The sequence below is a fragment of the Candidatus Tisiphia endosymbiont of Micropterix aruncella genome (genome assembly GCF_965178575.1).
In the GTDB taxonomy this organism is placed as follows: Bacteria; Pseudomonadota; Alphaproteobacteria; order Rickettsiales; family Rickettsiaceae; genus Tisiphia.
Genome location: NZ_OZ238268.1, coordinates 1,219,179 through 1,243,437 on the forward strand (window position 1 = coordinate 1,219,179; position 24,259 = coordinate 1,243,437).

Genomic DNA, 24,259 nt, shown 5'->3' on the forward strand with positions numbered 1-24,259 from the left:
AATTGGGGTATTATTGTGAAGTACTAAACCTTTTTTTAGGATAATAAAACCTAACTACATACACCAAGTCTTTTTCACGTCCTTCTTCCAATTCTTTGGACACAACATCGAATTGGTAAGTCCTTTTATTAGTTATGATAGTCATATTTGTTCTAATGTTTTTTTCCAATGGTTTAATGAATAATCTATTTGCCAACGGAGTCATTTTCCAAGCGTAGGATTCTCCTAGAACAATATTTTGGATCTCCTCATTTTTGGCGAATTCTATACTTGACTGAAAACCAAAATGCAGAACTAATAAGTAAACTTCATTAGGATTATGTATATAAGTTTTAATTCTGTTATCAGTAGTTATGGCTAGATCATCTATATCATTATCTATATGCATATTACCTGCACAAGCGTTGGCAATAACCGAATGTACTAATATTGCCGCTACGAAAAGAAGTCTAACTATTATCATCATCTACCCTATAATCATTAATTTGAAAACCTACTGGGTTAATATCTCGATCTGCATCTGTTAATTCCATTGGAATATATGCGTAACTTACCACAGCTATTTTATTGAAAACCGTTTTATTGCCTGCTGTTTCATTAATAGAGAACCTAACCATATATTTATTTTTTTCTACTCCTGACCAAGATTTAATTATTAAAAAAGTTGTGTTGTTTTGACCATACATTAAAACTGGATTTACCTCTTTATTTTGTATATATCCGAGATAGTTATAATATACTGAACTTGAAGATAATAATCTAACGCTTTTCCTTGCTTCAGTATCAAAATCAACAGGGTTATATGTTTCTCTAGCTATGAGGTATTTTTTAATAAAATACCTTGAAAGTGCCTCATCACCGTTTAGTATCTCCGAAGATATTGGATTTACAATCGTTGCCATCCCCGTACTATCATCAATTTGGATAACAAAAGGACTAAACTCTCTTGAATTTACCACTATAGTTACCGCTGCTATAGATGCCATTATAAGTATTATTAGTAATATAGATAATACCAACAAGATATTACGTTGTACAATTAACCTATCAGATCTTTCTTCGTACCAATTCCTAGTAACTTTAACAAAGTTATTAGACTGAACGCTTTGATCCTCTACCGCATTAGAAGGTGATTTTAGTATATTTAATATATTAGCTAACTTAAACATTATACATCCCCACTACTTGTAAAACCTAAGACAAGTTAGTGAATAAATTAATTCAAACATTATGATCATAACTTATTTCATAACAAAAACATTGACAATATAATTCATCAATTCTCAATATTTTTGCAGTATACACTAATTTCGAGCTACACTAATAGGTTATTTGTCATAATTCAAAAATATTACTTAACCTCAGTTCGATATAAGAATTAATAATTCTTATATCGAATGGGGGTATATTGAATGGAGTGTTATATTTTAACAATCAGGTGGGCTTCAAACCTGATTGTTTCTATATATAACACGAAAGTTCGATGTAACAAGTTACATCGAATTCAAGTTACTTACGACCACTACCAAAGGAATAAATTAATTTACCTATTAAGGATTCAATATTAACTGCTGATTGAGTGTATTTTATCTGATCACCTCCAGCCAAATTTTCTTCAGATGAACCGGGGTTTACGGATATGTATCTACTACCAAGTATCCCACTTGTGACTATTGCTACACTAGTGTCTTTAGGTAACTTTATATCATTATTGATGCTAATGGTTAATAAGGCAAAAAAGCTAGTTTTATCTAGAGTTATGTTGGTTACTGATCCGATTTTTATACCAGCTAACATCACGCTACTGCCTTGAACTATCCCTTCCGCATTCTGAAAATTTGCCTTAAGTATATACCCAGATTCAACTTTTGATGAGTTACCAATTTTATAAGCAAAAACAAAAAAGCCTAAAGCAACTAGTATTACTATAAAGCCAACTAAAGTTTCTATAACATTCTGTTTCATTATTTTGATTTATCTAAAGGTTTCCAGCTACTATATTTAGCTTCAGTTGTACTATTTTTTATTAGGTTATGAGATAAGCTAGTGCCAGTGATATTAGGGAGATAATTTTGTTGCCAGTCAAATTTATTATTGTTAGTTGGCACTTCATTAGTCATATAATGCAACCAAGCATGCCACATAGGAGGAACTTTCGATGCTTCCACTTTACCTTTATAAACCACCTGTCTTCTAGCTTGACCTAAATAATTCTGCTTTTTACTTTGATAATATTTGTTACCAAATTGATCTTTTCCAATTTCCTTAGAGAAAATAGGTATAAAAAAATTATCTATGAATGACATTTAAGTATTTTTATAGCAGTTTCTTTTCCTTTCACAGCTAGTCTATCAGCCATTTCATTACCTTCATTATTATTGTGACCTTTAACCCAATTCCAAATAATATAGTGTTTACTTAACTCTTCGTACAATTTTTTCCATAAATCAACATTCTTGACGGGATCATTGTTGTTTTTATGCCAGTTATTTTTTATCCATGTGTTAATCCACTGTGTTATTCCAAGCTGTAAATACTTACTATCTGTGTAAAGTTCTACATAGCATGATTTTTTAAGAACTTTTAATGCTTCAATTACTGCTGTCATTTCCATGCGATTATTAGTGGTATATAGTTCATGACCAAATATGCTCTTCTGCTTTAAAGAAAAGCTATAGTCAATTGATAAGAATTTGGTGACGTCGTCACTCGTCGCTCGCCTATTATCTATAGGCTTCGCTCCATCGTTCCTAGCATCAAATTCTCCTGAATTGACTATATCACAAAACTTCGTGGAGTTCTCGCATATATCTAACACGTTTAACTTTTTTTTGTTATACCAGTTCTTCAAAGCATTTGGGTCTAGCTCTACACTAGCTCCATGAAACTGTAACAATGCCCCCCAGCCACCTGGCCCAGGATTACCTGAGCAAGCTCCATCAGTGTATATGATAACCTTAGGCAAAGTAGCTTGACTCTTTAAAATATTTGGGTCTTGTAGATTCATTGTAATTTAACCTACGCGAATTTGGGATAAGAATTTGTCAATTCTTATCCCAAATTCGGGTTTTTCGGGTTAGCTATAGCTTCAAACCATATTTGGCTAGTAAAGATGAAAGCTCTAATTTTATACTATTTAGTTTTTCCAAACTATCTGATTCATATCTAGCAATAATTTTAGCTTCAGTATTCGAAGCTCTTAGTAACCACCATGCATACCCTTGAAATTTATCAGGTATATTATGTGAGTCAACCCTTATACCATCAATATCGTTAAAAGTGATATTTCTGCTGTTTAAATCCTCTTTTATTTGCTGAATAATATCAAATTTAAGGTTATCTGGTACAGAAATCTTAATTTCAGGGGTACTATAACATTTAGGTAACTCATCTATCATATCGTCCAAAGTTTTTTTTGACCTTGATAGTAAATCAACAAACCGTAGGGCGGCATAAATTGCATCATCATATCCATAATATTTATCAGCAAAAAATATATGACCACTAGTTTCACCGCCAAGTAACGCCTTAGTTGTTTGCATCTTATCTTTGATAAAGGAATGCCCTGTTTTCCACATTATCACGTTTCCGCCATATGACTTAATCTGATTAAATATGCTACTGCTTGATTTGATATCCATTATAATAGTGGCATTTGGATTTTGATCAATTACATCTTTTGCCAATATACCAAGGATTTGGTCGCCTAAAATTATTCGTCCTTTCTTACTTATAATGCCTATACGATCTCCATCCCCATCGAATGCAATACCAATATCGCAACCCTGAGTCTTCACTATCTCTATTAGTTGTTCTAGATTCTTGGGAATAGTTGGATCTGGATGGTGATTAGGGAAATTACCATCAATTTGCGAATTGATAACGATATTTTTGTTAGGTAACCTTAATGCTAATAAGTCAATAATATTTCCAGCTGCACCATTGGCAGGATCCCATGCGACTTTTATTTGAGGATCTATAGTTATTCCTTGCAAAATCCTATCTAGATATTTATCGGTAACATTTAAATTGCGTATATTACTTAGTGCTAGAAATTTTTTTGGTATAATAAGATTGGTGGACCAATCTTGACTTAGAATATTATTCAGTAAATCTTGTATTTGTTGGTTGAAAAAAGACTTTCCTTGTGATAACAACTTAAAGCCATTATCATCTTTGTGGTTATGGGATCCTGTTATCATTATGCTAGCTTGTGGCTTAAATATTTTATCAGCAAAATATAAAACAGGGGAGGGGACAATGCCTATTGAGGTAACCTTTCCCTTAGCTGAAATAATGCCATTAACCAAAGCATGGTAAAGGGCAGGGGAGCTTAATCTACCATCACGTCCTATAAATATTTCGTTCCCTTGCTTGGATATATGCATTTTGGTAAAACAAAAGCCAATTTTATAAGCAATAGTTGGATTAATATCTATTAGACTGCTGCCACGAATGTCGTACAGTCTAAAAATTGTTCTATTTATTTCCATTGTCATTATAATTGAGTATACTTACAAAACTTGAAATATTGATTATATTATAAATGAAAATTTTAGCATTTGATACGGCAAATAATAGTGCATCTGTTGCAATTTCTGAAGATCAGATTATTCTAGCCTATATTGAGGAATTAAGGTCTTCTATGCAGGCTGAAACTATAGTGCCAATGATTGAAGAAGCTCTGAAAATAGCAAAGCTTTCTTATCATGACCTAGACTATTTGGTCGTTACAAACGGTCCTGGCAGTTTTACAGGCATTAGAATAGGGTTATCAGTGGCAAAAGGCATTTTGCTAAGTACAGATATAATAGGCACTACTATATCTAATTTTGAGTTTTCCTGGTGGATGGCTAGCAGGCAAGTAAAAAATTATAATAAAATTTTTATTTTTCTCAATGCATATAGAGGACAATTATATAGCCAAGTTTTTGACCAAAATGAACAAGCTTCTATTCCTTCACTGATAAATTATGACCAAGCTGTGGAGTTATTAAATACAGAAGATGCTACTATTAATGTCTGTGCAGGTAGCGGGGTAGAGATGATATACGACAAGATTAGGGATATAAAAAATTTAACAATTTTACCTCGTTTTACTAGAGTTAAGGCACTGCATATATGTAAATATATGGTCGATAAAATAAGGAAGCACAATTTTTCTAACTCCATAGAGCCGCTATATATTAGACCAGCTGATGCGAAGATTAGACTTCTTACATAATTCTACTGCTACAAGAAGTCTATTAAAAAATTTCCTAACTTCTTCCTTTACCTTCCGTCTTTTCATTATGTGGGGGTGGTGACGTTGGTGCTTTAGATGACATATGTGATTTTACTTTTTGTCCGACAAATTTTGCTTCATTCTTCAATTGTTCAGCCAATGGTAGTTTGCTCTTGTCATCAGAATATCCATGCCATTTATCTTTTAAATATTCACAAATTCTTTTAATAAAATTTTTCCTTGGCATTATCGTCTTCGATAATTTAGCTTGATCATTTACTAATTGCTTAGTAAATTTCTTTACTGTATATTTATTTGGATTATCGATAAACTTATTTAACTGTTCCGCAGCTTTTTTAGCAATGTCATTAATGGACTGTGAACTTAATTTCCCTGTCTTTGTATCTTTTTGAGCTACGATTGCTTGATCAACTTGCTCTATCAATATGTCAGCTAAAGCCTCTGTAGCACCCTCTGCTTTTTTAAATGTGGGTATTACTTTAGGCTTATTTTCCTCAGAGGATATGATTTCTGAAACTCTTTCTTCCAAATAAGTTTTATATTGTTCATCAGTAAAAGGAGGAGTTAATAATTCTTTTGATAAAGCCTTATTACTATCAATAATTGCTTGAGGGTCTTTTGGCTCACACTTTGTTTGGATTGCTTGTATATCACTAATAAATCGATCAGCAATCTTACCAGTACCAGCCACATCAATTACTACCTGCGTTTTTGGGTCAGGATATCCTACTGTTCCCAACGAAGCGGTAATATTTACAGCCATATAATCTTGGCTATTAAATTTCGTACCCATCATCTTCCTAAGGTCACTATGTGGGGAGAAAGCATCCATACTACAATCAAATATGAAATTTTGTCCGCCGATATATGATACGTTATGATCTTTATCTATAGTGATCTTGGACATACTACCATCTCTTATCCATTCACTCCCAAGATCATATCTATCATTATTAACTGCTTTCACTTTTAGTTCAGTGAATCCAGCCATAGCACCAGCTATACTACCTTGGTGATTTGCAGCTAAAATATATTCTGTTTGTTTTTTTGATAAATGATAATCTTTTGTTAACATATCATGCATATCTTGATAAGTTACCTTATAGTCCGGATCTTTACCTAACTTACACTTAGCTAGTAAGTTTACTAGCTCTCCACCTTGGGTTTCAAGATAAAAGACACCGCGGTTTATATCCTTGTTAACCTGTTTTTCACTAGATCTAGGATTTTCTCGATAATCTTTGTCATGTTTAGGATCAAAGGACTCTGCTATATATTGTAAGACTTTATCTGTATTTTGTATAGCATCATCAGATGTAAAACTATGTGATTTCATAATACTTCCTTAATTAACTCATGTTATGTCACAATAAACTAGTTTTCAATAGTTTTTTCCACATTGACTATGATAATGGGTGATTTATTTATCTCATGTTTCAATGTTTTACGAATAGCCGACCTTACAGCATTCTCAATCTGTTCATTGAGAATGCTACCTTTTGATTTTCTCTGAATTTCTATCGTTTCAGTAATATCATCTTTAATCATATTAATTAGCTGTGCATCATCGTCAGAGTCAAGAAGCCCCGGCATAGATAAAATAGGTTTGCAACTAAGTCTACCATTTTTATTTATTACCAAACTTGCCACTACTATACCAGCATCACGCATACGTCTACGAGTTCTAAAAATTGATGATTCTGCTGGTAAAAGATAATTGCCGTCAACGGCTAAATAGCCTGTTGTTACCTTGGATAAAATATGAGGGTTATGAGGATCAAGTAATAATAAGCTACCATTTTCCACCTCAATAGCGTGTTTTATACCATTTTTACGAGCTAATTTTGCTTGCTCATGTATATGTACTGGTTCACCATGCACTGGCACACAAATCTGAGGTCTAATTAGGGAGTACATGTGTTTGAGTTCGTCAATTGATGGATGCCCAGAAACATGTACAAAGTGATCTCGTTCAGTTATCACTTCAACTCCTGACCTTACAAAAATATTAAACATACGGAAAATTTTCTTTTCATTGCCAGGAATAATTTTTGAAGAAAATATAATTGTATCTTTAGGAGCTAACTTTATACTATGGTGACTATTATTTGCCATTTTTGCAGTAGCTGCTAGAGGCTCACCTTGACATCCAGTAGCAATAACTAAAAGTTCTTGCCTTTTAAATCTTGCTATATCTCGTTCATCGATCAAAGGGGCAATATCTTTCATATAACCACTTTCCTGTGCTGCAAGCAAAATTCTATGCAAACTTCTTCCTGATAGGACAACTTTTCTTTTTGCCATCTGACCTGCGTGAATTAGAGTCTCAAGACGAGCCAAATTTGAGGCAAAAGTTGTTACCACGACCATTTGAGGACAACCTGCTATAATATCTACTAAACTTTTACGTACTTCTCCTTCTGAGCCAGAAGTTCCTTCATTAAATACATTAGTTGAGTCACAGACTAAAGCTAGAACCCCTTCATCACCATAAGATTTTAGTAGATTTTCATCAGCTTTCTTACCAAGTACTGGATCATCATCAAATTTCCAGTCTCCTGTATGGAGAATATTGCCAGCTTCTGTACGTATCATAATTGCTTGCATTTCTGGAGCTGAATGGGTTAATGGTATCATTTCTAGCTGGAATGGATCAAGATTTATTTTTGCCGAAGGTTTTACTTCATGAATTTTTATAGTTTTAGCAAAATCATATTCTGCTAATCTAAGTTTTAGAAAATTGGCTGTAAAGGTAGTGGCATATATTGGGCATTCTAGGCTACTCCACAAATATTGGATTGCTCCCAAATGGTCTTCATGAGCGTGAGTTAGCACTAAAGCCAACAAATCTTTTTTGTGTTTTTTAATAAAGCTAATATCAGCAATTATCATATCAACACCTGGTAAATATTCATCGGGAAAACCACTACCGCAATCAACCATCAACCATTTTCCTTGATAATGATATAGATTGACATTTATGCCTATTTCATTTGCACCACCAAGTGGTAAAAATAGTAAATCATTTTTATGGTTTTTAATGTTGAATGGCATATTAACTTCTATATTATGTAGGGTTTGAGTATACTTTTATAACTTATTTTTGGCTTGTAGTCTATGATTAATACTAATTTAGTTTATACTAGTATATTCACCTTTGGTATAGTTTTATTATTAACTATACTATTTCCTAATTTGGATATAGATTTTTCAAAATTATTCTACGACAGCAATAATGGATTTATCTATCGTAACAATAATATTGTACAATTATTATTTGAAGTTATTCCAATATTAAGTAAACTACTGACTATAGTAATATTATTATACCTACTTTACTTAATTGTTAAGTACAAAACTTTTAATAGGCTTATTATTTCAGGGGGCTTTTATATAATTTTATCTACAGCAATAGGTCCTGGACTACTAGTAAATTATATATTTAAAGAAAATTTTGGTAGGGCTCGTCCGCTGCAGATTAAAGAGTTTAATGGTACAAAAAATTTTACTAGAGCCTTCTCAATCTCTAATGAATGTTTACATAATTGCTCATTTTCATCAGGTCATGCAGCTATGGGGTATAGCTTAACTAGTCTTGCTTATGTTGCTCCTTTGATATTTTTCTCAAGAATTTACAGTATCACATTGATTTTTGGTACATTAGTTGGGCTAAGTCGTATATTAATGGGAGGACATTTTTTAAGTGATGTACTGGCTTCTTGTGTTGTTATATTAACAATTAATCATTTATTGTATTTATGTTGGCAAAAACTAAAATTAATTTAAATAAAATTGCGATTGTTTATAATAGTTCTACAAAATCATTAGAACTAGTTAGACAGCTTGAACTAGTTTATAAGTTTTGTAAGGTAGAAGAAGCAGAAATAATTGTTGTAGTTGGAGGGGACGGAGAATTACTACATGCGATACACCGTTATATGCATCTTGATGTTTCTTTTTATGGAATTAATTCTGGTAATATTGGGTTTTTAATGAATCCAGTTATTGTTGAAAAGTTAATGGATAATTTACAAGAATCTATAATTTCTCATTTATACCCTTTAAAAATGCAAGCAGAAAGTATAGACAATAAAATTTATACTGCCCTAGCTATTAATGAAGTATCAATATTTCGTAAAACCAACCAAGCTGCTAAATTTAGGATCGAAATTGATCAAGTTGAGCGTATGAGTGAATTAGTAGCCGATGGGGCAATGGTTGCAACCCCAGCTGGTAGTAGTGCGTACAACTTATCTGCTGGAGGTCCTATTTTGCCACTTGAGTCAAACGTATTATGCCTAACACCAATTTGTCCTTTCCGTCCAAGACGCTGGCATGGTGCGTTACTACCATTTTCTACTACTATAAAGTTTGAAATCTTAGAAAGTAATAAAAGACCAGTAAATGCAGCTGCAGATTTTCAAGAGTTTGATAATATTAAGTCAGTATTAATTAAATCGGTAAAAAACAAGAAGATAAAGTTACTATTTGATAAAAAAAATAGCCTTGAAAATCGAATTATTAAGGAGCAATTTAATGAGTAATAGGGCAAACTCATAGTACCCTACATTTTTCTATAATCGTCATAGCAAGGCTCTTTAGATGCCGTGGCGATCTAGGTAAACAGCGAAGCTGTTTTTTCTAGTACGCTTCGCATATCCTAGATTGCCGCGTCGCCGCTTTCAGCGACTCCTCGCTAATAGACGATCAGTAGACATTTTAATAGTGGTTATATAAAAAATGTAGGGTACTATGGGGCAAACTATACCTATCTTTCACCTGAGTTCTATATATTCTTTAATTACACCACGTCTTTGCTTCCCTAAAAAACCTCAATTCGATGTAAGATATCGGTTTAATAGCCTAGGGTGTCATCCCTGTACCCTCGGATGTCATCGAACTCATACAATATTAAAAATGTGTAGAAAACTTTAGATGAAAAATTTGCTTTTCATCATAAGGTCTCTTTTTAATTGGCCAAGCCCAATCCATTCTGATAGGGGCAAAGCGAGTGACCCATATAAACCCCACCCCAACAGAAGCACGAAGTGACTTATCATTATAAAAACTATCAGATTTATAAATACTTTTAGAATTTAATCCTACACCCCAAAGACTACCAGCATCCATAAAAACAGCTCCAGTCAAATTAAAATCTTCTGGTAAACCAGTTGGAAAGTTGAGTTCTGTTGAAAATGTATAATATTTTTCTCCGCCAAGACCTTCATTTGTTGTTTTTTCTCTAGGACCTATTCCACTAGCAGCAAATCCTCTAAGGCTATAATCACCCAAATTAAACCGATCAGAAATTCTTACAGTTTTACCTCCTACACCCATAATATCACCGACACTACTTGAAAGTTTTAAAGTGAGTTTATTATTGATAAAAGATTTAAAATATTTACCGTCTAGTTCATGTTTTAAATATTTATTATTACCCCCAACCCCAGCAAATTCCTGAGTGCCGCTAATAACATAACCATTTTTAGGAATAATCCTACTATCAAGCTGATCATAAGTGATAGTATGTCCGATGGCGGATGTGATAAATTTTCCCATCTGTTCAGTTAAGAATATAGAACTTGAATTGCCTGGAGAGCTTAATACATCTCTCTTAATAGTATAGTCAATTTCATGACTTAAGTCTTCCGCAATATCATAACCAAGAGAAGTTTTGAGTCCTATAGATTTTAACGTATAATTTTGATCTACTTGTGAAAGAAATGAAGTCCCACGACCGCTATAATTATTGAAAACATTAAAACCTAGCGATAAATCTTTATCAAGAAAATGAGGTTCGGTTATGCCACCATAGTAACTAATACTCTTTTTTCCTACTTGTACTCCAGCATTTAACACTTTTCCAGTACCAATAAAATTGCGTTCTAAAAATGATATACGTCCAAATGGCCCTCCCGCTGTGTTATAGCCAGCATCAAAACTAATTGAAGATGTTGATTTTTCTTCAACATCAATATTAATATCATATTTGTCTTTTCGTGTTGTTGGTGTAACGCTAATAAGTACTTTTTCAAAATAATCCAAATTGCGTAAATTCTGATTACCTTTTTCTATATAAGAACGGTTAAATATATCTCCTTCAGAGATTTTAAATTCTCGTCTAATAACTTTATCTTCAGTTTTTAGATTATTCGTAATATTAATTTGATTAATAAATACTTTTTCTGCCTTATCTATAACGAATTTAATATCGGCAGTATGATCAGGGTTTTTACTACTTATATCAGGGTAAACATTAATTCCTGGATAACCTTTACTTGCAAAATGTGAAGAGATTTTATTTGCTATTTTATTCAAACTATTAATATTAAATGTATCACCCGACTTAACATTAATATATTTTTTAATTTCATTTATATCAATATTAGGTAATTTATTGTCAATAGTAATGTTGCCAAAATTATATTTTGCCCCTTCTTCAATAGAGTAAGTGATGGTAAAATATTCTTTGGTTGGATTGAGTTCTGCTGTAACAGAAATAACACGAAAATCGGCAAATCCTACTGACTGATAGAATTCCTTTAACAATTCTTTATCATACTCTAAGCGGTCTGGATCGTAGGTATCATTTGTTTCTAAAAAGTTAAACCATTTTGACTGTTTTGTTAGGATAACAGATTGTAGTTCTGTACTACGGTAATTATTATTTCCACTGAAATAGATTTGTTTAACAGTTGTTTTAGGTCCTTCTGCAATATCAAAAGTAACTTTTACTCTGTCATTTTCAAGCCTCTCAATTTTTGGCGTTACGGTTGTAGAGAAACGACCTGAACGTTTGTAGAGTTCTTTAATTTTTTCCACATCTAGTTGGATTGATGCTAAACTCATTGATTCACCAGACCTAGTAAGCAATTCTTTCGATAATGAAGATGTTTTGATTTTAGAATTACCTGTAAACACTATTTTAGTAATAAACGGAGTTTCTGATACAGTAACTATCAAATTGCCACCATTGACTAGTGTAATACTTATATTTTCAAACAAAGACGTTGAGTAAAGGTTTTTGATTGCTTCATCTCCTTTGTATGAAGTATATTCTTCTCCTACTTGAAGCTTTAAGTAATTTTCAATAGTCGAGTTTTCGATTATTTTATTACCTTGAATAGTTATTTTTTTAATATACTCAGCCGATAAAGCTGATGTATTATATAAAACAGTTGTTGCCAAAATAGCTAGTTTAATAGTTGATTTGACGTTTGTTTTCACAAGAACCTTCTTTTGTTTGGTTTTATAAGTCATACTGAACAGGAATAAATTACCTATTTCTACTAGACCAAGAAATAAATCTCGGTTAACTTAATTATTTAAAATACTAAGTTTTTTATATCATTTGACAGGGAAATTACAATAAGAAAAATAATTATCCCCATACCTAGTCTTAGTATAACATTTTTTATTGCCCCACTAAGTGTTTTTCCAAAAATTATTTGATATATTATGAACATTAAATGTCCACCATCAAGAACTGGAATCGGTAACAAATTAAGTAAACCTAGATTAATTGATATCATGGCTACAAATAGTGCAAAATTTGCTACCCCTTGTTCTAAAGATTTCCCTGACTCCTTAGCAATAGCAATTGGTCCTCCCATCTCATTTAAAGATCTTGTACCCATCAGCATTTGTCCAAAGTTTCTTAAAATTAAGTTGGAAATATAAATAACATCTTTCGATCCTTGATAGATACTTTGAAAAATATTCATTTTTATAAAAATAGGTTCATTCTTAGCAATAACTCCTATATAAGGTCTTTTTATCTCAGGTTGATTATCCAGTTTTTGACTAATCTCCTTTGGAGTTATAACAATATCAATAATCTCATCATGCCTTTCAACTAAAAGATTGATGGGTTTAGTCCCGCTCATGAATATATTTCTCTGTAAATCGACAAAACTATTAATTTTATTAGTGCCAATCATAATAACTTTATCATTTTCTATAAGCCCAGCTAATTCAGCGGGTGAATTAGCCACCACTTCACCAATTATAGGAGGTATCTCTACTTGACCATGAAAACAATAAATAGTTGTGAATATGATGATGGCTAACAAGTAATTAGCTATAGGTCCAGCAGCTATAATTAAGAATTGAACCCATAGAGGCTTGCTAAGAAAAGCTAGAGGTCTATTATCTTGGGTATTTTTAAGTGTTGCAGAGTCAAATCCATAAATTTTAACGTAACCACCGAAGGGTAGGGTGCAAATTTTCCATTTTACGCCATCTTTGTCTATTTTAGAGAAGAGTTCCTTACCAAAACCTATCGAGAATTCCTCAACCTTTACTCCAAATATTTTAGCTATGTAATAATGACCAAACTCATGAATAAAGACTAATAAGCTGATTGTTAGAATAAATCCGAATATTGATAACATACAACTCATTATTTTTTAAATAGGTTTACTAAATTATGCTTTTTTGCTATAGCTAATAGATTAAATATGTTACCAATAGATCAAAGTTTTTATGACCTCAACCAAGATTAGTACCAAAACGATAGCACGTATTGCTGCGGTACAGGCAATTTATCAGTATAAACCGGAGAGTCCTGATCAAAACATAGACCGGATTATGCAGCAAATTGTTCAATTCTATCAAGATGAACGAGTAGCTAATGATTTAACAACCAATTTCAATAAACCAATAAAAGTGAAGTTAAGTATAAGTTATTTTGAATTGTTAGTAAAGTCTGTAGTTGTAAATTTACCTCAAATTGATAAGATGATATCAAGGCATTTGACATCGGAATGGCAAATTACCAGCTTACCTATTCTGCTTCTTGCTCTCTTGCGTGTGGCAATTTGTGAATTACAATTTCTTCCAAATGTTCCAAGTAAAGTGGTAATTAATGAATTCACCGACATTACAAGTGATATGTTGAATGAGAACGAAGTTGGTTTTGTTAATTCTGTATTGGATAGAATTGCTAAAAAATCTAGCGAGATCATGTGTCATGACATCTAATATATTAGGGTTTAGAGGTAAATTTGTTGCCGTTAAAACTACAAAAAAGCGTAAAAATTCGTCAAAACAGTGGCTCTCGCGTCAATTAAATGATCCATATGTTTCTAAAGCAAAGCTTGATGGTTATAGATCTAGGTCAGCTTATAAGTTGCTGGAAATCCATGAAAAATTTAATCTGTTAAAACCAGGGATGAAATTAGTCGATTTAGGTGCTGCACCAGGTGGATGGAGTCAAGTAGCTAGCAAAATTATTAAATCTGATGAATCGGCTGGTAATAATAGCACGATAATTGCAGTTGATTTGCTTGATATCGAGCCAATTATTGGTGTACATTGCTTACAAAAAGACTTTTATGCTGAAGATACCAAAGAGATTATTATAAAGATGCTTGATGGTAGTGCTGATGTAGTAATGAGTGATATGGCTGCTAACACGACGGGTCATGCAACAACTGACCATATTCGGACTCTTGACTTATGTGAGCATGCGATTGACTTTGCCTTAAAAATTTTAAGGCCGGGGGGGCATTTTATTGCTAAAATTTTTCGAGGTGGTACGGAGAATAATGTGCTAAACAGAGTTAAACTTAATTTTCATAAGGTCAAGCATTTTAAACCATCTTCTAGTCGTAAAGAGTCAGTAGAGATTTATTTAATCGCTTTAAGTAGGAAATCTGTATAACTTTCGTTTAAAAAAATACCAAGAATAATAAAGTACAAAAGTTCCAACAACACTGTATGTAGAAAATAGAAAACCCTGCCCATCATAGAGTCCATGGGATATATAAGAAGATAAAGCTCCAGAATAAATACCAATAGCACACATAGTGAAATATATTGCCAGTGCGGTTCTCAAATCTTGTGCTTCAAATTTACCGGATAATATTAATATATTACAAATAAAAATAGCACATAAACATACACCAATTATAGAAAGGAGATAGATGTTACCTATTAAAGTGACCCCATAATATGGTAAAAGAATAAAACTGGCTAGGAGGATAATTATCAATATTAAGTTCGCAAGATATTTATTGATTATTTTTAATGATAAAATAACAGGTGATATCAAGAAAAATATACTTATAAGAGTATAATGACTAATAGTGTCTATCTTTGATACAGGAAAGTTTTTCTCTAAGGCAAATTCTTCATAATACCACAATATATCGAAAGTAATATAAGATACCATAAAGCCTGTTAGGACCTGTAATTCTATATTCTCAATTAAGAATGAAAATCTAGAAACTAAAGTTGTATTTTTATTAATATTCTCTCTTTGTAAGCAAGTTATAATAATGAAGCTATAAAGTAATGTGCATAATAATAACCCATTTATAGCTGATTCTAGAAATACAGTTAGTAAATCAACGGTAAACTGTCCAGCTATCCATAACAAAGAAAAGATAATAAGAGCAAAATATTTATAATATTTATAGTTATTGGTTAACTCTACTATTTTGATGATAGTTGTGGTTATGTAAGTGTAGTAGGCAGATGCCATTACAATAAAATTGATTTTAAGAATGGTGTAATCCTTAATCATAATTAGGTTTAACATGCCTATTATAAGTAAGATTAAGCTAACAATAGTAGTTTTGTTATCGCTGATTTTGTTAATTAATGGGGTTAAGAATAAACCGGCTATTATATAACCTAACATTTCGATTGATTCGATATGGTCTAGTTGCTCCCCTGATAAGCCTTTACTTAGCAGAAAACTTGGCATTATAAGTGCATTGATGTAAGTGATACATGCAAAAAGAAATACGCTAAGAAACAATAGCAAAACTGTTTTTAAATGATTATTTTGGGTCATAAATAATTGTTTGCTAAACTAGATTACATCGTATATAAATTTGTTAGTTGAGAGGCGTTTAAGAGGTTTTTATATAACCAAAAGTACATTATATCACTCATTATGATTTGTCTAATTAATTTATTATTTTGACCATTAATAAAATATTATATAACTAAGTAGGTATAATTAGTTCTCGATGTCATCCCCGCTTCGCTGCAGAATCCAAAAAACAGCCTGAATGACTGTTAGGTATCATGGATTTTCGCTTTTAGCTAGGAATGCCATCAACCCTGATTGGGATGCTACCTAGATTGGTTAAGTTGACACCGATACGTCTATGGATCACTAGTATGTCATTCCCGCACAGGTAGCGGAATCTATAATATATAATAACCTTTGCAGGTTATTTTTTGGATTCCCGCTTTTAGCTAGGAATGACATCGCTTTTGATCCTGTAAGTACCATACTAGTATTATGTTATATCGAATTTAGGTTAAGTAGAGTTTTTTAGTTATTTGTTAGGTTAATGTACTTGTTAAATGTTTTCTCATAAAAACTTAATATTAAGTTTTAAATTTGTTATAATATTCTCTAATATTGCTAATTTACGGAGCTTAGAGATATACCTAGAAATTTACGAGTAAAAAATTAATGAGTAAAAAAATTATAGTTGATGCTAACTTCCCTAATGAAACAAGGGTGGTTTTACTGAATCATAGTAACAATATCGAGGATATTGAATATGAAACAGCCATAAAACAACAAATCAAAGGTAATATATATCTTGCAAAAGTTATAAGAGTTGAGCCAGCGTTGCAGGCTGCCTTTATAGATTATGGTCCGGACAAAAGCGGATTTTTACCTTTCAATGAAATTCATCCATATTATTATAATATACCAGTATCTGATCTTAAATCTTTGACTTCTATAAATAAATTACAAGAAATTTCTCTTTTAGATATTACCCAAGATGATTTTGTAGAATCTGAAACAAAGAGGGATTATAATCCGATAATAGATAGTGAAGAAATTGATTTAAATGCCATAGAAAGATTAGTGGACGAAAAAATTCAGGTGGAATTTAATTTAGATGTCCTAGATAATGACATTGAAACAATAAGTGTAGACAAAAGTGATAGAGAAGAAGACAATAAACAAAAGCAATACAAAATTCAAGAAGTAATAAAAAAAGGACAAGTTATGCTTGTTCAAGTTACAAAGGAGGAAAGAGCTAATAAAGGTGCATCATTTACAACCTTTATATCTCTTGCGGGAAAGTATTGCGTTCTGATGGCTAATACTCCATTGCAGAATGGTGTATCGCGTAAGATATCCAATGCTGATGAGCGAAAAAGGCTTAAGAATATAGTCAGTAACATAACTGCAAATAATAACAGTAGTGGGTCAAGTATCATAATTCGTACAGCTGGTGCTGGCTGTACTACTTTAGACATAAAAAGAGATTATGATTATTTAGCAAGATTATGGAATAAAATTAGGGAGAGTACTCTTAAATCTGTAGCTCCCTGTTTTATACATGAAGAAGATGGCCTAATTCAAAAAGTCATAAGAGATATGTGTGATCATACTGTTAAAGAGTTGATAATACAAGGTAGTGGGGCTTATCAAAATGCTGTGAAATTCATGAAGGATATATTACCTATTGATTTAGCTAAGCTCAAAGAATACAAAAATAAGGTGCCAATTTTTACAAAATTTGCTGTTGAGGAACAACTAGCAAAACTATACCAACCAGTTTTTGCTTTACCTTCTGGTGGTTATATAGTGATAAATCCAACAGAAGCACTTATTTCAATTGATGTTAATTCAGGAAAAGCAACTTCTGAAAAAAATATTGAAGAAACGGCATTAAAGACCAACTTAGAAGCTGCTAGAGAAATTGCTAGGCAAATTAAATTAAGAGATTTATCAGGCTTAGTGGTTATTGATTTTATCGATATGTATGAGGCTAGAAATCGTAGGATTGTCGAGAGGTCTTTTAAGGAATTTCTAAGTAGAGATCGTGCAAGAATTCAAACTGCTCATATTAGCCAATTTGGTTTGCTTGAGATGTCTCGTCAAAGATTAAGACCATCATTTTTGGAATCAAATTCATCGATTTGTTCATATTGTAACGGTAAGGGTCTTGTTAGGGCAGATGAGTCAAATGCTATGTTGATTCTACGCACGGTAGAAAATGAAATTTTTAATGAAAATATTGATTTAGTAAATATTTTTGCTAATATTCATTCAGTTATCTATTTACTGAATAATAAACGTTCAGAAATATCTCTAATTGAAGAAAAATATAATTTAAAGTTAAAATTCCACGTTGATCCTTCTGCCACTTCTGATAATTATTCAATTGAAAAAATAAAATTGCCGAAGAAATCTAGCCATATAGAAGCTGGTAATAAGCCATTAATTCAGAATCAGTCCTCTAATTATCAAGAAGAAAAGAGTACTAAAGAGACTCCTGCTCCTAACAAGAAGAAGCAAAAATGGAAAATACCTGATAAATTAGAAACTAGTAGTGAATCAAATAAAGGTATAGAAAAAATTGATAAAGAGGTAATTGATTCTATTCAAGAAACTAATAAACCAGTAGTGGTAAATGAATCGGATAACGGAGATAATGACCTTGACACCAATAAGTCAAGCCGTAAATATATTGAGAAAAAATCAAATTATTCTCGCCCCTCTAGAGTACGTAACTATAATAAACGTAAGGTAGATGACAATGATAGTGGACAATCTCAGGAGGTAACTAATAGTTGAAAATGGTAAATATAATATGGTACGTTCAAATTTATTATTATCTCTTGCTTACTTATTTTTATGTACCTCTTGTAGTTTAAAACCTGTATATAGTAATAAATATAGCACGCAGGAATTAAGCCAATTAAGTAGCATTGAAATTGAGCCAATAGCATCTATTGAAGGTGCAGAATTTTGTTACTATTTATCTAGTATTTTACCAAATTCTACAACAGCTACAACAAAATATTTATTAAAGGTAAAATTTACCAACAAAACTTTACCACTTATTCTTCAAAAGAATTCTGATGTATTAAGAGAAACAATCAGTCAAACTGTTCAATATAGGTTAGTTGATATTGTTACTAATCAAGAAGTGACAACAGGAACATTTAGTCATATAACCTCTTATAGTACAGCTTCTTTACCATATCATAGCTATATAGATGAAGAGGTAGCATTGAAAGATCTTACAAAACAAGGGGCAGATGAGATCCTAGCGAGATTAATTTTATATTTTAAGAGAGTGCCTACGAACTGAATAATTTTTGAGGAATTTTTAGGAAAAATGTAGCTGAGTATACTGCTCGTAAATGAAGAGTTGGTAGACGATAGAATCAAAATCAACAAGTGCTAGGAGTGTCCAAGCCGAGGAGCACAGCGTACATTAGTACGTGAGCACCGCAGGTCTTGGACAACGACAACGCAATTATTGATTTTCATCGAGTATACCGCAGCATACTTATATGTCTGTGAGGAACGGAAGCAAATTTTGACGACAAAATTACCAAAAAGAATCAGTTCGTTTTAACAAAATAGAATTAAAGATGAAGCTTTATCTATCACAAATCATTCAGCTACTTGATAAGGTAGAAAATGGACAAATTAAGGCTCTGTTGCTTTATGGTCCAGATAAAGGGTATATTGATAAAGTTTGTAAGAGTTTAGTGAAGAAATTTGACTTACTAAAAACCTCTATAGAATATTCTGAAATTAAAAATCGATCGCTCGAGACGTTAGTTAATACCCAAAATTTCTTTATGCAAAAACAATTGATTATAGTAAGGTCAGTTGGCGAGTCTATAGATAAATCTTTAAAACTGGCTCTTGGTAAAGACTCATTGCATTTCTTAGTTTTTATTGCTGATGAATTATCAGCTACTTCTAGTATACGTAAGTTTTTTGAAACTGAAACTTATTTGGCTTCTCTAGCTTGCTATCACGATGATGAACACAAAATTACTAAGATAATTTTACAAAAATGTAACAGTGTTGGTAAGGTTATAAGTGAAGATACTGTTAACTATTTAACAGCTCGTTTAAAAGGTGACCATCAAACACTAGTTAATGAAATCAATAAGTTAATATATTTTACATTTGATAAAGATCAAATCACCTTGGATGACGCACTAGCTGTAGTTAGTGATGATTTTACAGGGAATGGGGATAATTTATGTGTTTATTTTTCCTCAGGAAATCTTGATAATTTTTTACAAGAATTCACCAAACTAAAACAACAAAATATTAATGAAGTGCTAATTATCAGAGCATTAATCAGGTATTATCTAAATCTATACACCGTATTGAATAAATTAGCAATGGGTGTTAATATAGATATGGCTATAAAATCACTATCTCCACCAATTTTCTATAAATATGTGCCAAGTTTTAAGCAAGCTCTAAATAAGGTTAACTTAGAAGATTGCATTAAAACATTGAAACATTTGGAGCAAGCAGAAATTGATTATAAGCTAAATCCAGCCGGCTTTGATATATATCAACAAGTTTATGCTAAAACATACTAATTCGGTAAAATTATATAACACTCCATTCAATATGTGATTTTAATAATTAAAATCACATATTGAATGATGAAAAAAGTTAAAATGCATTTGCGTCAGCCGCTTCAAGAGTGCATTTTTCCTTATAACAAAGCCAGTTCGATATAAGAATTAATAATTCTTATATCGAACTGAGGTTAATATATTCTCAAAATATGACGATAAATGTATATGAAAACTACCTTACCTAGCCGTTCTATGATAATTCAAGAAAAGCTTGATGAGATTGTAAAAGAAATCTTAGTAGTTGGAAAAGATAAGATAGCGATGATTATTTTATTTGGTTCTTATGCTAGGGGAGATTGGGTACAAGATGAATATAAAAAAGGACACATTACTTATAGTTATCAAAGTGATCTCGATCTTATGTTGGTGATGAAGAAAGGCAAACATGCCGGTCTTGCCGCCTTATCCATAGAAGATAAAATAGAAAAAAGGTTGGAAAAAAAATCATTAAGAAGTCCTTTTGAGTTATGGGTAACTTTGGTGCTAGAATCAATCAAGACGGTAAATAGTCAGTTAGAGAAGGGGCATTATTTCTTTTCTGATATAAAAAAAGAAGGAATTCTTTTATATGATAGTGGTGAGTTTCAGCTGGCGGAAGCTAAAAACTTACCCTGGGGAGAAAGAAGAGAGATAGCTAAAGAAGATTATGAATACTGGTTTGCAAGAGGCACAGGTTTTTTTCTTGCTTGTAAATATCAACTAACAAGAAAAGATTTTGCTTTGTCTGCTTTTGAGTTACACCAATCTACCGAAAGTTTTTATAATGCTATCCTGTTAGTTTTCTCTGGTTATAAGCCAAAGTTACACGATATAAGAAAATTAGGTAGTATAGCCGGAAATTACAATGAAGAATTATGGCAGATATTTCCTCATTCTAGCGTTGAGCAAAGGCAATGTTTTAAATTACTTGAACAGGCTTACATTGAAGCTCGCTATAACAAAGATTATAAGATAACTAAAGAACAACTACTTTACCTTATTGATCGAGTAAAGAAGTTAAAAACAGTGACGGAAAAAATTTGCTTGGAAAGGATTAGTGGAAAAGAAGTAACGTGATTTGGCTTAATCTTACTATAATAAAAACAAAGCAGTTAAGAGCAGGAGAGCATAATACCCTACATTTTTTGTATAATCGTCATCGCGAGGCACCTTTAGGTGCCGTGGCGATCTAGTAAAGTGAGGCGTAATACTGCATGAAGATTGCCACGTCGCTGCTATCGCAGCTCCTCGCAATGACGATTGTGGTGTCTGTAGGTGCGATTACACAAAAAATGTAGGACACTATGGCAAGAGAGTCTTTAAAGACTAAAAATAACTGAATTATCAGTATTAAGTGAAGAGAATGATAATTTTTATCGATTAAATGTTAAATATCGCTTAGTGGGTGCATTAATTGTGATATAAGTAGTAATTAGAAGCTATGAGGTAAACACTAGATAGGGTAATTTAAAAGTCACAGTCATTAGTTGTTATAGATGCAAGTTTAACTACTACAGATGTCATCCCTGCGAAAGCAGGTATCTATATTACTTAATAGTCTTTTAGGCTATTTTTTTTAGATTCCCGCCTACGCGGGAATGACATCGAGTACATATTAAGCACTTTTCCCCTTATCTATTAGCCTTACAACCCGACTTTTAAATTGCCCTGTTAAAAACCTACTTGCGGCTTTGAATGAAAAATAATAGACTAGTGATATTAAACAAAAAAACGTGGAAAAGTGATGTATCCAACAGTACGATTAAGAAGAAATAGAAAAACGTGGTGGCTAAGAGAATTAGTAGCGGAGAATAGGCTTGGCGTGGATGATTTGGTGCTAGCATTATTTGTGGTTGAGGGCGAGAACCAGCGTCAAGAGATCAAAACTATGCCTGGCGTATATAGATTATCTATTGATCAAGTAGTGTTGACGGCTAGGCAAGCTTATGAAAATGGCATAAATGCTATAATACTCTTCCCTTGTATAGATGCAAAATTAAAAAGCGATAATGCTGATGAGGCATATAATCTAGACAATTTAATGTGTAGAACTATACGAAGTATAAAAAATGCCAACATCGATATTGGTATAATATGCGATGTTGCCCTAGATCCTTACACTACCCATGCACATGATGGTATTCTACATAATGGGGATGTAGATAATGATAGAACTGTTAAAGCTTTGTGCAACCAAGCTCTAGTTTTAGCAAAAGCTGGGGTAGATATTGTAGCCCCATCTGATATGATGGATGGTAGGATTATGGGCATACGTCAAATACTAGATTCACAAGGGTTTATTAACGTTAATATACTATCTTATGCGGCAAAATATGCTTCAAGTTTTTATGCCCCATTCAGAGATGCATTGAACAATAATAAGACAACTTATCTAAATAAAGCGACCTATCAGATGGATGTACGTAATAGCAGGGAAGCTATGTTAGAGATAGAACATGATCTTGCCGAAGGTGCAGATATGATTATGATTAAACCTGGTATGATGTTTTTGGACGTCATAGCACAAGCGGTCAATAACTTTAATACTACTATATTTGCCTATCAGGTAAGTGGTGAATATTCTATGTTACGATTTGCGGCAGATGCCAATGCCTTAAATTGGCAAGCAAGCATAATAGAATCATTATTATGTTTTAAGCGTGCTGGTGCTAGTAGCATTGTTACTTACGCTGCATTAGAAGTAGCACAAATATTGAATGCATAACATCATACGTCTATAAAACGTCATTGCGAGGAGACCGTAGCACAACTGTCGAAAGTTAGTAAATACAGCTTCCCTATACGTCATTGCGAGCGTAAGCGAAGCAATCCATATGACAAGTTTCATGGATTGCCACGCTCACATACGTTCGCTCGCAATGACGTCTTGTACTTTTCTGCAATTTTTAAATTGCCATGGGGGTTATGCGTAAGGTGAGTTAAATATTTTATACCAAATTGAGCTTATAATAACCCTATAAATGAAGGATCTAATGCAAGAGAGATGTCAGACTAAGAAATGTCAGGCTAATATTATTATAAAAATTATTTTAGCAGTAGGTTTATTGATAACTATTACGTCATTGTATCTTTGGTTATCTTTTGATGTACCGCAGAAACCCCTTGCTGGAAAAGGGGGAGGGGATAATATTGACGTGCAAATTGGTGGAAATTTTGAGCTAACTGATCAAGATGGTAAGACTTTCAATAGTGATAGTTTGAAAGGAAAATTAAGTTTAATTTATTTTGGTTTTACTTATTGCCCTGATATTTGTCCTACTTCTTTGCAAAAATTAACAGAGGTTATTAATACTCTTGATAAATATAAAATTGATGTTGAATTTGTTTTTATTACTGTAGATCCTCAGCGTGATACTCCTACAGCGCTTAAAGAATATTTAAAGCATTTTAATCCTAAATTTATTGGTTTAACGGGTAATGAACAACAAATTAAAGAGGTTGCTGATAAGTTTAAAGTGTATTATGCTAGAGCAAATGATGGTGAAAATTATATGATTGATCATTCTTCTTTTAGTTATTTAATGGATCAACAAGGGAAATATATAAAGCATTTTTACTTAAATACTCCTGCTCAAGAGATTATAGATTTTGTTAGAGTGAAGCAGCAAAATCAAAAAAGATATTAAG

Annotated in this window: 21 protein-coding genes and 2 pseudogenes; 11 read left to right on the top strand and 12 right to left on the bottom strand. The window is 32.3% G+C overall.

Annotated elements, in window-relative coordinates; all coding sequences use genetic code 11:
* Positions 1 to 10: 10 nt before the first annotated feature.
* The 7 genes and pseudogenes from ACN1AG_RS05990 to ACN1AG_RS06020 form a co-directional block, all read right to left on the bottom strand.
* The gene (locus ACN1AG_RS05990; RefSeq protein WP_410521219.1) at positions 11 to 388 is read right to left on the bottom strand and encodes a TrbG/VirB9 family P-type conjugative transfer protein; all 378 of its coding nucleotides are present in this window, start codon (positions 386 to 388) and stop codon (positions 11 to 13) included.
* A 61-nt stretch (positions 389 to 449) separates the two neighbouring features.
* Positions 450 to 1,169, bottom strand: coding sequence for a virB8 family protein (locus tag ACN1AG_RS05995; RefSeq protein WP_417904698.1), 720 nt, complete (start codon positions 1,167 to 1,169; stop codon positions 450 to 452).
* Positions 1,170 to 1,509: 340 nt separating this feature from the next.
* Complete coding sequence (gene mlaD, locus ACN1AG_RS06000) at positions 1,510 to 1,965, bottom strand: outer membrane lipid asymmetry maintenance protein MlaD (protein ID WP_417904699.1); 456 nt, start codon at positions 1,963 to 1,965, stop codon at positions 1,510 to 1,512.
* Positions 1,965 to 2,306 carry a complex I NDUFA12 subunit family protein gene (locus tag ACN1AG_RS06005; RefSeq protein ID WP_341748339.1) on the bottom strand — a complete coding sequence of 114 codons (342 nt, stop codon included), beginning with the start codon at positions 2,304 to 2,306 and terminating at the stop codon, positions 1,965 to 1,967. Before ACN1AG_RS06005 ends, mlaD begins: the two co-directional genes overlap by 1 nt.
* Positions 2,294 to 2,656: pseudogene (locus ACN1AG_RS06010) on the bottom strand (RNase H family protein); the annotation flags it as partial. The pseudogene ACN1AG_RS06010 and the gene ACN1AG_RS06005, both read right to left, overlap by 13 nt.
* A 216-nt stretch (positions 2,657 to 2,872) precedes the next feature.
* A pseudogene (locus tag ACN1AG_RS06015) lies at positions 2,873 to 3,007 on the bottom strand (RNase H family protein); the annotation flags it as partial.
* 73 nt (positions 3,008 to 3,080) lie between these two features.
* On the bottom strand, positions 3,081 to 4,493 hold the full coding sequence (locus ACN1AG_RS06020; RefSeq protein WP_417904700.1) for a phosphomannomutase/phosphoglucomutase: 1,413 nt from the start codon (positions 4,491 to 4,493) through the stop codon (positions 3,081 to 3,083).
* Positions 4,494 to 4,546: 53 nt separating this feature from the next.
* On the opposite strand from ACN1AG_RS06020, the gene tsaB reads away from it, so the two are divergent.
* Positions 4,547 to 5,224, top strand: a complete 678-nt coding sequence (gene tsaB / locus ACN1AG_RS06025) for a tRNA (adenosine(37)-N6)-threonylcarbamoyltransferase complex dimerization subunit type 1 TsaB (RefSeq protein WP_417904701.1) — start codon at positions 4,547 to 4,549, stop codon at positions 5,222 to 5,224.
* Positions 5,225 to 5,258: 34 nt separating this feature from the next.
* On the opposite strand, the gene ACN1AG_RS06030 is transcribed toward tsaB, so the two are convergent.
* Together ACN1AG_RS06030 and ACN1AG_RS06035 are read right to left on the bottom strand one after the other, a co-directional pair.
* Positions 5,259 to 6,581, bottom strand: coding sequence for a hypothetical protein (locus tag ACN1AG_RS06030; protein ID WP_417904702.1), 1,323 nt, complete (start codon positions 6,579 to 6,581; stop codon positions 5,259 to 5,261).
* A gap of 38 nt (positions 6,582 to 6,619) precedes the next feature.
* A complete protein-coding gene (locus ACN1AG_RS06035; protein ID WP_367364088.1) occupies positions 6,620 to 8,299 on the bottom strand; it encodes a ribonuclease J in 1,680 nt (559 codons plus the stop codon).
* Between the two features lie 63 nt (positions 8,300 to 8,362).
* Here ACN1AG_RS06035 and ACN1AG_RS06040 point away from each other — a divergent pair, with 63 nt between their 5' ends.
* Positions 8,363 to 9,031 (top strand): phosphatase PAP2 family protein, encoded by a 669-nt coding sequence (locus ACN1AG_RS06040; RefSeq protein WP_367364087.1) that lies wholly within the window; start codon positions 8,363 to 8,365, stop codon positions 9,029 to 9,031.
* On the top strand, positions 9,022 to 9,789 hold the full coding sequence (locus tag ACN1AG_RS06045; protein ID WP_417905605.1) for an NAD kinase: 768 nt from the start codon (positions 9,022 to 9,024) through the stop codon (positions 9,787 to 9,789). Before ACN1AG_RS06040 ends, ACN1AG_RS06045 begins: the two co-directional genes overlap by 10 nt.
* A gap of 367 nt (positions 9,790 to 10,156) precedes the next feature.
* Here ACN1AG_RS06045 and bamA read toward each other — a convergent pair whose 3' ends face one another.
* Both bamA and rseP read right to left on the bottom strand, forming a co-directional pair.
* Positions 10,157 to 12,472, bottom strand: coding sequence for an outer membrane protein assembly factor BamA (bamA, locus tag ACN1AG_RS06050; protein ID WP_417904703.1), 2,316 nt, complete (start codon positions 12,470 to 12,472; stop codon positions 10,157 to 10,159).
* A 98-nt stretch (positions 12,473 to 12,570) separates the two neighbouring features.
* Positions 12,571 to 13,638 (bottom strand): RIP metalloprotease RseP, encoded by a 1,068-nt coding sequence (gene rseP, locus ACN1AG_RS06055; protein WP_367364085.1) that lies wholly within the window; start codon positions 13,636 to 13,638, stop codon positions 12,571 to 12,573.
* Positions 13,639 to 13,729: 91 nt separating this feature from the next.
* On the opposite strand from rseP, the gene nusB reads away from it, so the two are divergent.
* Positions 13,730 to 14,227, top strand: a complete 498-nt coding sequence (gene nusB / locus ACN1AG_RS06060) for a transcription antitermination factor NusB (protein WP_367364084.1) — start codon at positions 13,730 to 13,732, stop codon at positions 14,225 to 14,227.
* A complete protein-coding gene (locus tag ACN1AG_RS06065; RefSeq protein WP_417904704.1) occupies positions 14,217 to 14,909 on the top strand; it encodes an RlmE family RNA methyltransferase in 693 nt (230 codons plus the stop codon). The genes nusB and ACN1AG_RS06065 overlap by 11 nt, the downstream gene beginning before the upstream one ends.
* Here ACN1AG_RS06065 and ACN1AG_RS06070 read toward each other — a convergent pair.
* A complete protein-coding gene (locus ACN1AG_RS06070) occupies positions 14,889 to 16,046 on the bottom strand; it encodes a hypothetical protein (protein ID WP_367364082.1) in 1,158 nt (385 codons plus the stop codon). The two genes, ACN1AG_RS06065 and ACN1AG_RS06070, sit on opposite strands and share 21 nt — an antisense overlap.
* Before the next feature lie 633 nt (positions 16,047 to 16,679).
* Between ACN1AG_RS06070 and ACN1AG_RS06075 the strand changes: the two genes are divergently transcribed.
* From ACN1AG_RS06075 to ACN1AG_RS06100, 6 genes are all read left to right on the top strand, one after another.
* Positions 16,680 to 18,806 carry an Rne/Rng family ribonuclease gene (locus ACN1AG_RS06075; protein WP_367364081.1) on the top strand — a complete coding sequence of 709 codons (2,127 nt, stop codon included), beginning with the start codon at positions 16,680 to 16,682 and terminating at the stop codon, positions 18,804 to 18,806.
* Between the two features lie 16 nt (positions 18,807 to 18,822).
* Positions 18,823 to 19,326, top strand: coding sequence for a hypothetical protein (locus ACN1AG_RS06080; protein WP_417904705.1), 504 nt, complete (start codon positions 18,823 to 18,825; stop codon positions 19,324 to 19,326).
* Between the two features lie 286 nt (positions 19,327 to 19,612).
* Positions 19,613 to 20,590 carry a DNA polymerase III subunit delta gene (holA, locus tag ACN1AG_RS06085; protein ID WP_367364079.1) on the top strand — a complete coding sequence of 326 codons (978 nt, stop codon included), beginning with the start codon at positions 19,613 to 19,615 and terminating at the stop codon, positions 20,588 to 20,590.
* A 207-nt stretch (positions 20,591 to 20,797) separates the two neighbouring features.
* Positions 20,798 to 21,688 carry a HEPN domain-containing protein gene (locus tag ACN1AG_RS06090; protein ID WP_417904706.1) on the top strand — a complete coding sequence of 297 codons (891 nt, stop codon included), beginning with the start codon at positions 20,798 to 20,800 and terminating at the stop codon, positions 21,686 to 21,688.
* A 667-nt stretch (positions 21,689 to 22,355) separates the two neighbouring features.
* A complete protein-coding gene (gene hemB, locus ACN1AG_RS06095) occupies positions 22,356 to 23,336 on the top strand; it encodes a porphobilinogen synthase (RefSeq protein ID WP_417904707.1) in 981 nt (326 codons plus the stop codon).
* Between the two features lie 268 nt (positions 23,337 to 23,604).
* A complete protein-coding gene (locus ACN1AG_RS06100; RefSeq protein WP_417904708.1) occupies positions 23,605 to 24,258 on the top strand; it encodes an SCO family protein in 654 nt (217 codons plus the stop codon).
* Position 24,259 lies beyond the last annotated feature (1 nt).